The sequence below is a fragment of the Pseudoalteromonas luteoviolacea genome, from assembly GCF_001696455.1.
Classification (GTDB): Bacteria; Pseudomonadota; Gammaproteobacteria; order Enterobacterales; family Alteromonadaceae; genus Pseudoalteromonas; species Pseudoalteromonas luteoviolacea_C.
Map to the genome: position 1 here is coordinate 163,636 of NZ_MAUJ01000006.1, position 14,938 is coordinate 178,573.

The window sequence follows — 14,938 nt, forward strand, 5'->3', positions numbered from 1 at the left end:
CACTCTCCGACTTGAGCTTTAAAACTCACCTTGGAACCATTTAGTTACTCGGCTCCACCAACCTTCTTCGGCATCAACTTTCGCCTTTTGTGCATTCTTGGCTTGCAGCGTTCGGCCGTATTGTAACAAACCTACCGCTGTTGCATATGCCGGATCATCAACATAATCTGTTAATCCTGTGATCCCAACAGGGTTTCCTATCCTTACAGGCATTTGGAAAATGTCTTCAGCCACCTCCAAAGCCCCTTTCATTTTGGCGCTGCCACCTGTTAAAACAACACCAGCCGCTATCTGATCCTCAAAACCAGAACGGCGAATTTCTTCTTGAACAAGTTCAAATAATTCTCTGAATCTGGGCTCTACAACCTCAGATAAAGTATGCCTAGACATAATTCTTGAGGGACGACCACCGACACTTGGTACTTCAATTGTCTCCTCAGCACTGGCCATTTGGCTACTTGCAAACGCGTATTGTACCTTCAAAGACTCTGCATGTGAGATAGGTGTTCTAAATATTTTTGCTATGTCACCTGTTACTTGGTTGCCAGCAACTGGAATTACCGCAGTATGACGCAATGCACCATTTACGTAGATCGCGATATCCATAGTGCCGCCCCCCAGGTCGACAACCGCAACCCCGAGCTCTTTCTCATCTTCAGTCAGCACGGAATAACAAGAAGCCAGTGCTGTAAAGGTAAGCTGATCGACATCTAGACCACAACGTTCAACACACTTCTCTATATTTTTTGCCATATCGTTCGAACAAGTGATGATATGCGCTTTGGCTTCCATTCTTACACCGCTCATTCCAAGCGGATTTTTTATCCCCTCTTGCATGTCAATGCTGTATTCTTGTGGCAAAGAGTGTAGCATTTTTCGCTCTGCTGAAATCGGCACAGAACGTGCGATATGGATCACGTTTGCAATGTCATCATCCGTAACCTCAGCATTATTTATAGCGACTACACCACTTTCGTTTTGGCACTGAATATGTTTGCCTGAAATACCTAAATACACAGAGCTAATACGACAATCAGCCATTAGTTCTGCTTCATCTATCGCGCGTTTAATCGAGTCAGATACCAAGTTGAGGTCGTTTACGCCACCTTTGTCCATACCGTGCGCTACTTGGTTGCCAACGCCAACAATACTTAACTGATTATCTGGTGTGATCTCACCCACAGTAGCAACAACTTTCGCTGTTCCCACATCTAGCCCTATCACTAAGTTTCTTTCTGCTGACTTGGTCATGCTTTACTCTTTTCATTATGTTCTTGTGTCTGGGGGTATCTCCAACTTACCGCCAGCCCTGTATCATATCGCAAATCGATCACATCGAGCAGAGCCCCTTCTGGGCGTTGTAACAATGGATATACATCGATGAACCGTTGCACTCTTTTGGCTTTTTCTTCTCTACCCAAATTAAGCTTGATGCCATTTTTCAACCACAGTTGCCAAGCAAACCGCTCAGACAAAGCTAAACTGGTTAATTCAAATGAATTGACAGCCAGCATCTCCTTCAACTGCAAAAAAGTTTCCCAAGCTTCTTTCTCACTTCCTTCAGGGCCATACAACTGCGGAAGCCCCTCCGGTAATTTATTACTACTCGCCTGAAAAATAACGCCACTTTCATTTAGCAGCGAATCACTGTTCCAAAACGCCACAGGAGTATGCTCTGTGACATAAATTTGTATCGTATCTGGCCATTGCTTGCGCACTGAGACAGAGGCAACCCACGGCAAGGATTTAACCGAGGCCTGAACCGCTTTCACATCCAACTTAAAGAAGCTTCTCAAGTCAGCTTCACTAATAGCATCTACAATTGCTTGCTCGCTGGTGTAATACGGCTCTCCAAGCACTGTTAGGGTTTTAATTTGCGCATCGCGATGTTCAACTAGCCAATCACTCACCCAATAAAAGCTGCGAGATAACACCAGCAAAACACACAGAAAAAAGCCCATACCAAGCACAATGGACCAGTTTAAGGTCCTTAAATGTATGATGGCTTTTCGCAAATTTTGTCGCATCTTAAACGGTTTGCTCCAAAATACGAATAACTAACTGGTCAAATGTCATCCCTTCTACTTTTGCAGCTTTAGGTACTAACGAAGTCTCCGTCATACCAGGCACCGTATTGACCTCAAGCAGATAAAATTGACCATTGGCATCTTGCATTGCATCCACTCGGCCCCAACCCGTTGCGCCCACCAGCTCAAACGCATGACTTGCCATCACTTGTAACTGCTCTGTAAACGCCAAGCTTATATCGGCCGGACAAATATACTCGGTGGTATGCTCTTTATATTTGGCCTCATAGTCGTAAAAACCGCGTGGTGTGCGCATCTCAATGACAGGTAAAGCCTTACCGTCTAATACTGCTACGGTAAATTCACGACCTTCTATCCACTGCTCGACGAGCACCTGATTATCGAATTTAAAGGCGTTATTTAGTGCTTCCGTCAGAGCCGCCTCATCATCGGCTCTGGCCATTCCAACACTTGAGCCCTCATGACTAGGCTTAACCATGACAGAACCCAATTCTTGAATGATGGCTTTTGCGTCAAATCCACTTTGCCCGTCGACAACCGCGTATTTAGCTGTACTCAATTTGGCTGACTGGAATAGGTGCTTACATCTTATTTTGTCCATAGCGAGGGCGCTGCCTAATACGCCACTGCCCGTGTAGGGTATCCCCATAAATTCCAGCGCGCCTTGCACGGTGCCATCTTCACCACCGCGACCATGTAAAGCAATAAATACTCTGTCGATACCCAGAGTTTTCAATTCCCAGATATTGCGCTGAGCCGGGTCAAAAGCAATGGCATTGACCCCCTCACGCTTAAGTGCATCAAGCACTGCTTCACCCGAAGCTAATGAAACTTCTCTCTCGGCTGAGCTACCACCAAGTAGAACGGCTACTTTACCAAATTCGTTCATAAACTTTCTGACCTCAGCTTTTCTTTCGATAGCTCCGTCGCGGCTAATTTTTTCACTATTTGTCCTATGTTCCCTGCGCCTTGTGTGATAACTAAATCGTTATCTTGAATTACATCAGCAAGCACATGAAATAGATCGCCATGATCGGCGATATGTATAGGCTCAACGCCTCTCTGCCTTAGACTACGGCACAAGGCTTTACTATCTGCACCAACAATCGGGCTTTCACCTGCACTATATACATCTAAAAGAATCAGTTGATCCACCTCTGACAGTACTTTGACAAACTCTTCGTACAAATCTCTCGTTCTTGTATATCTGTGAGGTTGATACAACATAACCAAGCGCTTATCAGGCCAGCCAGCTCGCGCCGCTTGGATAGTCACGGCAACCTCCGATGGGTGGTGCCCATAGTCATCAACTAACATGGTAGAACTACCATCATGGCTAAAGGTGCCATAATGCTGGAAACGACGGCCTATACCTGCGAAATCTTGTAAGGCATTTTGAATGGCAATGGTTTCGATCTCATGATCTTTTGCAATTGCAATTGCAGCAGTTGCATTAAGCGCATTGTGCTTACCTGGCATGTTGAGCTGAATATCCATACTCGTGCCAGATTTATGCAACACTGTAAAACGACAGCTGCCCACCTCTTGAACATAGTCAGTCATACGATAATCAGCATCTTCACTCTCACCGTACGTAATCGTAGGTCTAGCAAAACGTGGTAACAGCTCACGTACCACAGGTGAGTCGATGCACACCACTGCCAAGCCATAAAACGGCAAGTTATGGATAAACTCGATATACGTGTCTTTGAGCTTCTCAAAGTCGCCGCCATATGTATCCATATGGTCTGCTTCAATGTTGGTGATGACAGAAGCCATTGGTTGAAGGTGTAAAAATGAGGCATCGCTCTCATCCGCTTCAGCAATCAGTACATCACTCGTGCCAACTTTTGCATTGCTCCCCGCGCTATTCAGTAATCCACCGATAATAAACGTCGGATCAAGCTTTGCCTCTGCGAAAATACTCGCAATCAAGCTTGTTGTGGTCGTTTTCCCATGGGTGCCTGCAACGGCAATTCCATGTCTAAAGCGCATTAATTCAGCTAGCATTTCTGCACGCCTAACAACCGGCGTGCGCGCTTGCTTGGCTGCAATGATTTCAGGGTTCGTTGTATCAATTGCACTAGACACGACCACAACGTCTGCATCTTTGACATTGTTGGCATCATGGCCGATAAATATTTCTGCCCCCACTTTCAGTAGCCTTTGTGTCATGGCATTTTGGGCAATGTCAGAACCTGTGATTCGATAACCTTCATACGCCAAGACCTCTGCAATGCCGCCCATACCGGCACCACCAATTCCAATAAAGTGAATGGTGTTAATTCGTCTCATTGCTCGGCGATACTTATTTTCTTTCACAATCTTCTCTTCGACTTGTCATTTCTTTAATAATTTCTACAACTGTGCTCGTTGCTGACAATTGAGCACACGACTTTGCTTTTTGTGATTTTGCTTCAATGCGTGAAGGTTCACATAAATACGGTTCAAGTAAATTGACCATATTTGGTTCATTTAATTCAGTCTGAGGCACCAACAGCGCTGCACCTTCATCCACCAAGGTGCTGGCGTTTTGCGTTTGGTGATCATCCACAGCATGTGGCAGTGGTACAAAAACAGCCATTTTACCTGCCGCTGCGACTTCACTCACTGTAAGCGCTCCAGCACGGCAAATAATGATATCAGCCCAATCATAGGCTTGGTCCATATTTTCGATAAACTCATCCACATTATATGTGAATTGACTATCCCTATAGCGTGTTGCTACATCCTGTTCATTGCCTCGGCCACTTTGATGCCAAACAGATAGCTCACAATGCTTGCGCTTATGCAACGTATTAAAAATAGTGGGTAACGTATCGTTCAGTACCTTGGCACCTAATGAACCACCGACAACAAGAAAGTTGATATTCTGCGCTATGGTCTTAGGCTGAATTTGCGTTACAGAGTCGCGGATCGGATTTCCCACAACATCACAGCGAGCTTCTGGAAATGCGCCTTTAAATGCACATAAAACACGACTTGCAAACTTCGCCAACATTTTATTACTAAAACCGGCTACCGCATTTTGTTCATGGATAACGAGCGGTACACCAAGCAGCTTTGCAGCAACTCCTACAGGGCCTGTTACATACCCCCCCATCGTTAATACCACGTCGGGTTTATGCTTTTTCAAGATATGCTTGGCGGCAATAATGGCTTTAAAAACCATCAATGGCGCTTGTAAAAGCCTTTTAACTCCATTCCCTCTCAAACCTTTTACTGTAATAAAATCAATATCGAAGCCATGTTTAGGCACAACCTGTGCTTCCATCCTGTCTTCAGTGCCAACCCAAGAAACTTCCCAGCCCGCATCTTTTAACTGTTGGGCTACTGCAATCCCCGGGAAAATATGTCCCCCAGTGCCACCAGCAGCAACTAATATTCGTTTTGTCATCGTTTACTGCCTCTCGACGTTGCTTGCCTCGTGGACATTTTTGTTTCAAAGTCTATTCGCTGCAATAGGCCAGCAGCTATCGTCATAACCAGTAAACTGGATCCGCCGTAAGATACAAATGGCAGTGTAAGGCCTTTAGTCGGTAACATGCCGGCGCTCGCACCAACGTTAACAAGCGTTTGAAAGGCAAACCAAATGCCGATCCCAAGTGCCAGATACCCTTCATATTCTTTATTTGATTTTAAAGCTTGTTGTCCGATTACAAGCGCTCTAAACACGAGGGTACCGAGCATTAATAAAACACAAATAACCCCCATAAAGCCCAGCTCTTCTGCAATGACAGCAAAGATAAAGTCATTGTGCGCTTCTGGTAGGTATTGTAACTTTTGTACACTATTGCCGAGACCTTGACCAAACCAGCCGCCTTGGCCGTATGCCATCAATGATTGAACCAGTTGATAACCCTTACCAAACGGATCCTTCCATGGCTCCAAAAATCCGACGACCCTAGCCATGCGATAAGGCTCAAAGATAATCAGCATCACAACCAAAAATACACCCGTCAGCATTAATACAAAAAACTGCCATAATTTTGCACCTGCCAAAAAGAGCAACCCTACCGTTGTTACAAAAATCACAACGACAGTTCCCAGGTCTGGCTGCATTAATATTAAAAAGGCATACACAGCAAAAACAACGATTGGCTTCGCAAAACCTTTTATATTTTCTTGCACTTCTTCACGTTTTCGTACTAAGTAACCCGCGATATAACTGATGAAATACAATTTAGCGACTTCGGCAGCTTGTATCCCAACTGGGCCTACAGGGATCCACCTTTTTGCACCATTCACTTCACGACCAACCACCAGTACCAACACCAGCAATGCCATACCAAATAACAATAAATATGGGTTGAAGCGTTTCCACCATGTCATGGACACCGATGTACTCAGCCAAAACAACACCATTCCCATAATCAAAAACATGCCGTGTCGCACGATAATATGATACGGGTTGTCGTAAAGCCGCTCTGCCACTGGCATAGAAGCGCTAGTTACCATGACAAAACCGACACCGATTAAGCAAATCATCGCGTATAGCAAGGGTAAATCGAACAAGGTATCCGAGCTTTTCGACTGAAATACGTTTTTAAAATTAAGTGTCGCTATCATTAGAGCTCCCCAACCAATTTGGAAAACTCCTCTCCCCTAACCATATAGTTAGGATACATGTCGATGCTTGCACATGCCGGGGCCAGCAACACTATATCTCCAGCTTTTGCCTGCTTGTTGGCTTCAAAAACGGCCTCTTGTAATGTTGCAACTTTCATACTTTTATCATGAAGAGGCACAAACAAATCCGCATCTTTCCCAAAACACAAAATAGCCCGACAATGTGCTTTAAGCGGCTCAACAAGCGGAGATGTGTCTGCACCTTTGGCATCGCCCCCTAAAATAAGTACAATTTTCTCACATTCATCAATAAGGCTTTCAAGTGCCGTAACCGTAGCACCCACATTCGTTGCTTTTGAATCGTTAAAATATTGGATGCCATTTACTTCGGCAACTAATTGGCAGCGATGAGCAAGCCCACGAAATCGCGCAAACCCATGTTCAAATGCCTGTTTACGAATATTAAATGGGCTCAATAAAGCCATCACGGACAGCGCGTTAAATTGGTTGTGCTTCCCAGGAATAGATAGGCAATCTACTGGTAGATAAGGCTCGCCACTGACACTAAAGTACTCACCTTCAGAACACACTTGAATACAGTAATCTGCATTACTTAATCCCACACTCAAAGTGTGATCATGCGCTTGATAGGTTTGCGCGTCGTCGCAGTTATACACCAATAGCTCTGTCTGTTGATGGATACGCTGTTTGGCTGCACAATACGCTCCAAAATCAGGGTATCTATCCATATGATCCTCGGTAATATTGAGGATCATCGCACTAGCGCATTGTAAACTCCATGTTGTTTCTAACTGAAAGCTGGATAGCTCTAGTACAATGAGGTCAAGTTCTTGGTCCAATAAATCGAGTACGGAGGTGCCAATATTGCCACCTAACCCAACTCTCAAACCTGCTTCTTTGCATACTTCAGTCGCCAAACTCACAACGGTAGACTTACCATTAGATCCTGTGACTGCAACCACTGGCGTTTTATTTAGACGGGCAAACAGTTCAACATCCCCAATCACCTCTGTCCCACTGGCTATCGCCTGTACTACATATCTATCGTATAAAGGGATCCCTGGGCTAATGATGATCATATCAGTTTGGGTTAACGCAGCTTCGGCTAAAGGCCCAAATACAGCTTCACAGTCAGGTACGTTGTGAGCGAGCCAATCAGCACCCGGTGGCACTGCTCGCGTATCAACGATCTTTGGCATGATGCCATGGCGCACTAAAAAGCGCACAATCCCAAGCCCTGTAACACCAAGGCCAAGGATTGTAATATGTTGCTGTTTAAGCTTGTCTAAATAACTCATTTATCTGATCTTAAGAGTCGCCAATCCGGCCAGTACCAAAATAAAAGAAATAATCCAAAAGCGTACAATGACTCGCGGTTCAGGCCAGCCTTTTAACTCATAATGATGGTGAATAGGTGCCATTCTAAAAATACGTTGACCACGCAGCTTGTATGATCCAACCTGTAGAATAACCGACAGCGCTTCCATCACGAATACGCCTCCCATAATCACCAGTACTAATTCCTGTCTTACTAGAATCGCAATAATACCCAAGGCCCCGCCCAATGCTAATGAACCCACGTCTCCCATAAAGACCTGTGCAGGGTAGGTGTTAAACCATAAGAACCCCAATCCAGCACCCACAATGGCCGTACAAACAACTACGAGTTCGCTTGCCAATGGTATATGAGGAATATGGAGGTAATTTGAGAAGTTCACATTACCTGTCAGGTAGGCAATAATGGCTAAGGCGGCAGCGACTAAAATAGTGGGTACTATGGCCAATCCATCGAGACCATCCGTTAAATTAACAGCATTTGATGTGCCCACAATCACAAAGTAACTCATCACAAGGTAAAATAACCCTAATTGCGGTAATACGTCTTTGAAAAATGGCACAACCAAAGAGGTTTCTGCTTCAGAGTTTGCGGTATAATACAAAAAAGCGGCAACAGATATCGCAATCACGGATTGCCAAAAATATTTCCACCTTGCAATTAGCCCTTTGCTGTCTTTGCGGATCACCTTACGATAATCATCAACAAACCCCACAATACCCAGAGAGCCGATCACAAACAAAGTGACCCAAACATACTTATTGCTTAAGTCACCCCACATTAAAGAGCTCGTAAAAATCGCCCCTAAGATAAGTAACCCCCCCATGGTAGGAGTACCTGATTTTGACAAATGGGACTCTGGGCCATCGTCGCGGACCGTTTGGCCAATTTGCATGCGTTGTAATGCACGAATTAACTTAGGCCCAAAATACAAAGAGATAAGTAAAGCGGTTAAGATCCCTAGGATCGCGCGAACGGTTAGGTATGAAAAGACATTGAAACCACTGTAGTATTGCGTTAAATACTCTGCTAACCAAACTAACATTATCGGTCCCCATCTACAGAAATTTTGTGGTCTGCTATCAGGTCTGAAACCAGTAGCTCCATACGTGCACTGCGTGACCCTTTCACCAGTACAGTGCATCTTTTCGAGTCTTGACCAATGAACTCAAATAGCGCTTCAAGCATATGCTCTCGGGTCGAAAAGTGGCGATTAGGCTGCTCGAAGATCTCACTGGCATAACGGCTCAATACCCCCAATGAAAACAGTGCATCGATATCATGCTGCTGGGCATACTCTCCCACTTCTTGGTGGTAAGCTCTCGCCTCTTCACCAAGTTCAGCCATGTCTCCAAGTGCCAGAATTCGCGTACCCGGCATTTCTTTTAACAATTCAATTGCGGCCTTTACTGAGCGCACATTGGCATTATAGGTATCATCCACCACCCGCAAATTTGGAGAGACATCGATAACATTTACACGCCCTTTGACAACATCCATATTTTGTAAAGCTGTTGCAACATCCTCTAATGAAGCCCCCAGCGGCATAGTAATTGAGGCAGCAATCACAGCATTCATTACGTTATGCTTACCGGGCAATGCCAGTTTTACAGGCACCGATGAGGTATCCGTGCAGAGCAAAAACTCTGCCTTACCGGTATCGTCTAACTTGACATCATCAGCCCATACATCATGCTGGTCTTGCATTGAAAATCGTTTTATTGATTGTGTGGTTAAACCATCGACCCACATATCAGCAAAATCACTATCTTGGTTTATCACCGCAACACCGTCTGCTTTAAGACCACCAAATATCTCACCTTTGGCCTGTCCGATGCCTTCAATCGACCCAAACCCCTCTAAGTGAGATGGTGCGACGTTGCAAACCACCGCCACGTCTGGATTTGTTAAACCACTGGTGTAAGCAATCTCACCAATATGATTCGCACCCAACTCAATGACCGCGTACTCATCATCTTCTGATAATCTCAATAGCGTGAGCGGTACGCCGATGTCGTTATTAAAGTTGCCTTTGGTTGCGAGCACCTTACCGCGTCTTGACAGAATGGCTGCGGCCATCTCTTTAACGGTCGTTTTACCCACACTACCTGTTATCGCCACCGTTTTTGGAGCAACTTGCTGGATAACCTTCTGTCCTAATTTGCCAAGCGCAATGCGCGTATCCGGTACCACAAACTGGACTATGTCGACATCGACAGGACGAGATACGATAGCCGCAATAGCGCCTTTTTCTTTCGCTTCAGCAACAAATTTATGGCCATCAAAATTAGCGCCTTGCAGCGCTAGAAAAACTTCGTCGTTGGTTATTGTTCTTGTGTCTGTATTGATATTGGCCACAGCCAAATTCTGCCCACTAAAAGGGGCCTCAAGTACTTCTGCAAGCCAAGAAAAATTCATCTTGATCATGCACTTTCCCCCTCTAAAATTGCTCTCACTAAACTTCTATCGCAGAAGTTCAGTTTTTTATTTCCAATAATTTGATAGTCCTCATGACCTTTGCCGGCAATGAGAATGACGTTGTCAGCATCTGCCTGCTCAATGGCAAGTTGAATGGCTAAAGCCCTATCAGGTTGCACAACAGCATACTCGGGATTACTGAGCCCAGCCTTAATATCATTAATAATTGTTAATGGATCTTCACTGCGAGGGTTATCACTTGTAATGACGATTTTATCGGAGAACTGCTCTGCTGCTTTGGCCATCAACGGACGCTTACCTTTATCGCGATCTCCCCCGCAGCCAAATACGCAGGTGACTTTACCAGGTACATGCTGCTGCAGAGCTTGTAATGCCAGCGCAAGTGCATCTGGTGTATGCGCATAATCAACAATACAAGTTGGCTTACCGTTTTGCTTAAATGCTTGCATTCGACCATCTACAGGCTCGATTTTGTTTACCGCGACCTGTAATTGACTCAAGCTAAATCCTTGAACCAGCATGCAAGCCAATGCCGCACAGAGGTTGTATAAATTAAATAAACCAAATAGCTGCGTGGAAATTGTTGCCACACCCCAGGAGGTATTTAGCTCGAACGAGATGCCATTTTGATGATAAGTAACGTTAGTAAAAAACACATAGCGCTCAAATTGGCCCTGTTCAGGCTGTTTACCATATAAAACGCACTCGCTAGGAGATAGCTCCGTTAACCATTGCTGAGCATAGTCATCATCAATGTTCAGTACTTTGTGTTTAGCGCCACACTCTGTAAACAAACGCTTTTTCGCATTTGCGTAGCTTTGCATATCACCATGGTAATCTAAGTGATCGCGGCTTAGGTTGGTAAATACCGCGATATCAAAATCAACCTGCTCTGTGCGACCTTGAACAATACCATGAGAAGACACTTCCATTGCAACTAGCTGATATTGTGTTAATAAACTAGAAAAAATACGCTGAAGGTCAACCGCTGAGGGGGTCGTATTATTCAGTGGTGTTAAGGCCTTTGGACTGCCATAACCTAAAGTGCCGATCACTGCGCTATCCTGACCACATAAGGTAGCCAAATTAGCGATCATCGCAGTAGTCGTCGACTTTCCATTCGTTCCAGTCACCCCAATGACATTCAATTGACGACTTGGCTGCTGATAAAAATCGGCGGCAATATCCGCCAATTTACTTCTCAGGTTAGGTACCTTAATCACTTCAACCGCAGAGTCTACGATTTCAGAATCATCCTCTACTAAAATGCACACAGCCCCATTGTCAATTGCTGAGGCGATAAATCGATGGCCGTCAAGTTGGTGGCCACTTATCGCGATAAAACAATCACCACGGCATACTTCTCGGCTGTCTAAGCGCAGCTCTTGCACTTCAATCTGCGCAACTTTGACATCGTATTTCGCAAGCACCTTCGCCAGATCACGCATCATTTTTTGACTCCGATAAATAAGCAACCCGTTCTTTATCCGGAGCAACATTCAACATTCTTAAAGCATTAGAAACGATCTCGGCAAACACCGGACCTGCAGTATCACCGCCATAGTATACGTCGCCTCCCGGCTCATTAACCATCACGACGACCGCCAGCCTAGGATCACTAGCAGGTGCAACGCCTGCAAAATAACCGACATACTCGTCACCATACCCGCCTGCAATCGCTTTTTCTGAGGTGCCGGTTTTGCCCGCAGCGCGATAGCCATCGACTTTAATATTTGCAGCTGTACCGCCTTTTTCAAAAATAGACTCCATCATTGAAACAACGGCTTTCACATCTTTTTCTTTAAATAATCTGGTGCCTGGCTGAGGGGTATCTTGCTTTAAAATAGTCAAAGGTCTAGAAATCCCGCCAGCGCCTAATGTGGCATACAAACGCGCGACTTGGGCAGTACTGACAGAAACCGCATAACCATACGACAGTGTCGCGATTTCAAAATCAGACCAACGTCTATTTGGATAAAATAACCCAGAACTCTCCCCAATCATTAACGTGCCAGTGTCTTCACCAAATCCCACTTTCTGGTACACCCCGACAAAGTAATCTTTTGGCAATAATTGGCTGATCTTCGCAACCCCCATATTGCTAGACACCTTTAATATATCTCTGAGCGCCATTTCCCCATGGTTTCGAGTATCTTTAACTAAGCTGCCACCCAATCGCATCCAACCAGGAAACGTGTTAATGGTGTCTTCTGGTTCGATCACGCCGTGATCCAAGCCTGCTAATATCGCCAAAGGTTTAAGGGTTGAGCCTGGTTCGAATAAATCGGTAATCGCTCGGTTACGGCGTTTATAAGGGGCCGCATTACTCATATCATTTGGATTAAAGCTAGGGCTATTTACCATCGCTAGAATCTCACCAGTATGCACATCAACGACCATCGCAGATCCTGACGTTGCTTGGTAGGTCAACACCGCTGATTTAAGCGCACGGTATGCTATGGTCTGAATTCGAAGATCAATACTTAAGTGAATGTCCTCGGGCTCGACACGCTCTTCCTCTGACAAGACTTGCACTTCACGGCCCTGAGCATCCTTACGGATTGTTCTTAGCCCTTCAGTGCCAGTGAGTGCTTTATCAAAGCGTTTTTCAATACCTTCAATGCCTAGGCCATCAATGTTGGTAACACCGAGAATATGTGCTGCGATCTCGCCACTTGGATAAAAACGTTTTGATTCATCCAGTAAGTGAATACCTGGTAAACGCATCTGTTTTATATACTTAGCCACCGCAGGGGTGACTTGGCGTTTTAAGTAAACAAATCTTCGTTTTGCATTACTGCGCAACTTTTTAGTGACCTGCTCTGCGGGTAATTGCAGTACATCAGAGAGTTCCCTCCAACGCGCTTGTTCCTGATAAAGTTTTTCCTTTCTTTGAGCTAACTGCCCCTCATTGTCTGCAAGCGCAACATGATCTTCACCATTTTTTCTTGCTTGTCGCAGCACTCGTGTCTTTAATGCTTTATCCAACGCAAGCGGATCGGCATACACACTTACCACAGGGACACTCACCGCAAGCTCTTTGCCATTACGGTCAAATATCATCCCACGCTGCACATGCAACTTTTCCATTCTCACGGTGCGTTTGGCATTCTCTGCACGCGCTTTATCAGGTTCAATAACCTGTAGGTAAGCAGCCCTTGCGATTAAAGCAACAAATACAGATACCAACATGACGCACACTAAAATAAAGCGCCAAGCAATTAAATTTTGTGATGGTTTATTGTTTGTTTTCATGGCAGCTCTATCACCTGCTCTTCTTTACTTGTTGGACGCAGCATTTTCAATTGTGCTTTCGCAATTTCTTCAATTCGTGCGTGCTGCGAGTAAAACTCTTCCTCAACCAGCAAGTAGCGCCATTCGAGATCCAGTTCATCCCTTTGCTGTAACAACTGATCTTGCATAATCAATTGCTGACGAGTTGAGTGCGTTACTTGCACCACCACCAAAGATGAGACAAAAACACTCACGAGCAACAAAAACGTCAGCTTGTTTGCCAAGATCACTTGGCAAATTTCTAAAAAAAGCTGAGGTTGGCGTTGCGTCGACTTAGCCATTTAGAGTTTCTCAGCAATACGTAAAACTGAGCTTCGCGATCTTGGGTTCGCTTCGATTTCAGCTTTGCTTGGTTTAATCGCCTTACCAATCGCTTTTAAAGTCAAATTTTTATTAAGCTGTTCATCGGTAAGTGGTAACCCGCGTGGAACGGCTTCTCCCTTACTTTGCTTTTTAATAAACTGCTTAACGATTCTATCTTCCAGTGAATGGAACGAAATCACGACCAAACGACCACCCGGTCTGAGTACATCTAACGCCGCGGTGAGCGCAGTTTGTATTTCTTCCAATTCACTGTTGATATAAATGCGAATAGCCTGAAAGGTACGAGTTGCAGGGTGCTTATGCTTGTCTTTTACTGGCACGGCTTCATCAATTAGATCTGCAAGCTGCTTAGTGGTTGTAATTTCAGTCTCTTCGCGCGTTTCTATCACTTTATGGGCAATGCGTCTGGCAAACTTTTCTTCGCCATATTTCTTGATAACATGCACCATGTCCTCAAGTTCAGCCTCAGCTAACCATTGTGCGGCACTGCGCCCAGCTTGTGGATTCATACGCATGTCTAGTGGGCCGTCTTTCATAAAACTGAACCCTCTGTCTGCATCGTCTAACTGAGGAGAAGAGACGCCAATATCGAGCAAGATACCGTCTACCTTGCCAGTCAAACCAGCTTCTTCTGCTACCTCAGCGATATTTGAAAAGCGATTGTGTGCGATTGAGAATCTGTCATCTTGTGCAAACTTTTGCGCAGCTTTGATCGCCTGAGGATCCTGATCTATGGCTTGTAAACGACCTTGCTCGCCTAAACGCTTCAGAATTTGACCTGAGTGGCCCCCTCGACCAAAAGTACCATCGATATAAATGCCATCTGCCTTTATCTCCAGCGCATCGAGCGTTTCGTCCATTAACACTGAGATATGTTCTAATTCTGAACTCATAATTGTGAGCTACA

At 45.0% G+C, this 14,938-nt stretch carries 13 protein-coding genes; all 13 read right to left on the reverse strand.

Annotated elements, in window-relative coordinates; genetic code table 11:
• Positions 1-18 precede the first annotated feature (18 nt).
• Genes ftsA through rsmH form a run of 13 tightly spaced genes read right to left on the reverse strand, consistent with a single transcriptional unit; the run spans position 19 to position 14,924 of the window.
• Positions 19-1,251: a cell division protein FtsA gene (gene ftsA / locus A7985_RS17420; RefSeq protein WP_063374382.1), complete on the reverse strand. Its 1,233-nt coding sequence runs from the start codon at positions 1,249-1,251 to the stop codon at positions 19-21.
• Positions 1,248-2,027 carry a cell division protein FtsQ/DivIB gene (locus A7985_RS17425; protein ID WP_065791694.1) on the reverse strand — a complete coding sequence of 260 codons (780 nt, stop codon included), beginning with the start codon at positions 2,025-2,027 and terminating at the stop codon, positions 1,248-1,250. Before A7985_RS17425 ends, ftsA begins: the two co-directional genes overlap by 4 nt.
• 1 nt (position 2,028) lies before the next feature.
• Entirely contained in the window at positions 2,029-2,937 is a 909-nt protein-coding gene (locus A7985_RS17430) for a D-alanine--D-alanine ligase (protein WP_065791695.1), read from the reverse strand.
• On the reverse strand, positions 2,934-4,343 hold the full coding sequence (gene murC, locus A7985_RS17435) for a UDP-N-acetylmuramate--L-alanine ligase (RefSeq protein WP_065791803.1): 1,410 nt from the start codon (positions 4,341-4,343) through the stop codon (positions 2,934-2,936). The genes A7985_RS17430 and murC overlap by 4 nt, the downstream gene beginning before the upstream one ends.
• Before the next feature lie 13 nt (positions 4,344-4,356).
• Positions 4,357-5,445: an undecaprenyldiphospho-muramoylpentapeptide beta-N-acetylglucosaminyltransferase gene (murG, locus tag A7985_RS17440; protein ID WP_065791696.1), complete on the reverse strand. Its 1,089-nt coding sequence runs from the start codon at positions 5,443-5,445 to the stop codon at positions 4,357-4,359.
• Complete coding sequence (gene ftsW, locus A7985_RS17445) at positions 5,442-6,617, reverse strand: cell division protein FtsW (RefSeq protein ID WP_065791697.1); 1,176 nt, start codon at positions 6,615-6,617, stop codon at positions 5,442-5,444. The genes murG and ftsW overlap by 4 nt, the downstream gene beginning before the upstream one ends.
• A complete protein-coding gene (murD, locus tag A7985_RS17450) occupies positions 6,617-7,936 on the reverse strand; it encodes a UDP-N-acetylmuramoyl-L-alanine--D-glutamate ligase (protein ID WP_065791698.1) in 1,320 nt (439 codons plus the stop codon). Before murD ends, ftsW begins: the two co-directional genes overlap by 1 nt.
• Positions 7,937-9,019 carry a phospho-N-acetylmuramoyl-pentapeptide-transferase gene (gene mraY / locus A7985_RS17455; RefSeq protein ID WP_065791699.1) on the reverse strand — a complete coding sequence of 361 codons (1,083 nt, stop codon included), beginning with the start codon at positions 9,017-9,019 and terminating at the stop codon, positions 7,937-7,939.
• On the reverse strand, positions 9,019-10,401 hold the full coding sequence (locus A7985_RS17460) for a UDP-N-acetylmuramoyl-tripeptide--D-alanyl-D-alanine ligase (protein ID WP_065791700.1): 1,383 nt from the start codon (positions 10,399-10,401) through the stop codon (positions 9,019-9,021). The genes mraY and A7985_RS17460 overlap by 1 nt, the downstream gene beginning before the upstream one ends.
• Positions 10,398-11,861, reverse strand: coding sequence for a UDP-N-acetylmuramoyl-L-alanyl-D-glutamate--2,6-diaminopimelate ligase (gene murE, locus A7985_RS17465; RefSeq protein ID WP_065791804.1), 1,464 nt, complete (start codon positions 11,859-11,861; stop codon positions 10,398-10,400). Before murE ends, A7985_RS17460 begins: the two co-directional genes overlap by 4 nt.
• Positions 11,854-13,668: a peptidoglycan D,D-transpeptidase FtsI family protein gene (locus A7985_RS17470; RefSeq protein WP_065791701.1), complete on the reverse strand. Its 1,815-nt coding sequence runs from the start codon at positions 13,666-13,668 to the stop codon at positions 11,854-11,856. Before A7985_RS17470 ends, murE begins: the two co-directional genes overlap by 8 nt.
• Positions 13,665-13,988, reverse strand: coding sequence for a cell division protein FtsL (ftsL, locus tag A7985_RS17475; protein WP_065791702.1), 324 nt, complete (start codon positions 13,986-13,988; stop codon positions 13,665-13,667). Before ftsL ends, A7985_RS17470 begins: the two co-directional genes overlap by 4 nt.
• Entirely contained in the window at positions 13,989-14,924 is a 936-nt protein-coding gene (gene rsmH, locus A7985_RS17480) for a 16S rRNA (cytosine(1402)-N(4))-methyltransferase RsmH (protein ID WP_065791703.1), read from the reverse strand.
• Positions 14,925-14,938 lie beyond the last annotated feature (14 nt).

What these genes read in the sequence shown, in the direction of transcription:
- ftsA (WP_063374382.1), bottom strand. Translation starts at nt 1,251, where the DNA reads ATGACCAAGTCAGCAGAAAGAAACTTAGTGATAGGGCTAGATGTGGGA.
- A7985_RS17425 (WP_065791694.1), bottom strand. Translation starts at nt 2,027, where the DNA reads ATGCGACAAAATTTGCGAAAAGCCATCATACATTTAAGGACCTTAAAC.
- A7985_RS17430 (WP_065791695.1), bottom strand. Translation starts at nt 2,937, where the DNA reads ATGAACGAATTTGGTAAAGTAGCCGTTCTACTTGGTGGTAGCTCAGCC.
- murC (WP_065791803.1), bottom strand. Translation starts at nt 4,343, where the DNA reads ATGAGACGAATTAACACCATTCACTTTATTGGAATTGGTGGTGCCGGT.
- murG (WP_065791696.1), bottom strand. Translation starts at nt 5,445, where the DNA reads ATGACAAAACGAATATTAGTTGCTGCTGGTGGCACTGGGGGACATATT.
- ftsW (WP_065791697.1), bottom strand. Translation starts at nt 6,617, where the DNA reads ATGATAGCGACACTTAATTTTAAAAACGTATTTCAGTCGAAAAGCTCG.
- murD (WP_065791698.1), bottom strand. Translation starts at nt 7,936, where the DNA reads ATGAGTTATTTAGACAAGCTTAAACAGCAACATATTACAATCCTTGGC.
- mraY (WP_065791699.1), bottom strand. Translation starts at nt 9,019, where the DNA reads ATGTTAGTTTGGTTAGCAGAGTATTTAACGCAATACTACAGTGGTTTC.
- A7985_RS17460 (WP_065791700.1), bottom strand. Translation starts at nt 10,401, where the DNA reads ATGATCAAGATGAATTTTTCTTGGCTTGCAGAAGTACTTGAGGCCCCT.
- murE (WP_065791804.1), bottom strand. Translation starts at nt 11,861, where the DNA reads ATGCGTGATCTGGCGAAGGTGCTTGCGAAATACGATGTCAAAGTTGCG.
- A7985_RS17470 (WP_065791701.1), bottom strand. Translation starts at nt 13,668, where the DNA reads ATGAAAACAAACAATAAACCATCACAAAATTTAATTGCTTGGCGCTTT.
- ftsL (WP_065791702.1), bottom strand. Translation starts at nt 13,988, where the DNA reads ATGGCTAAGTCGACGCAACGCCAACCTCAGCTTTTTTTAGAAATTTGC.
- rsmH (WP_065791703.1), bottom strand. Translation starts at nt 14,924, where the DNA reads ATGAGTTCAGAATTAGAACATATCTCAGTGTTAATGGACGAAACGCTC.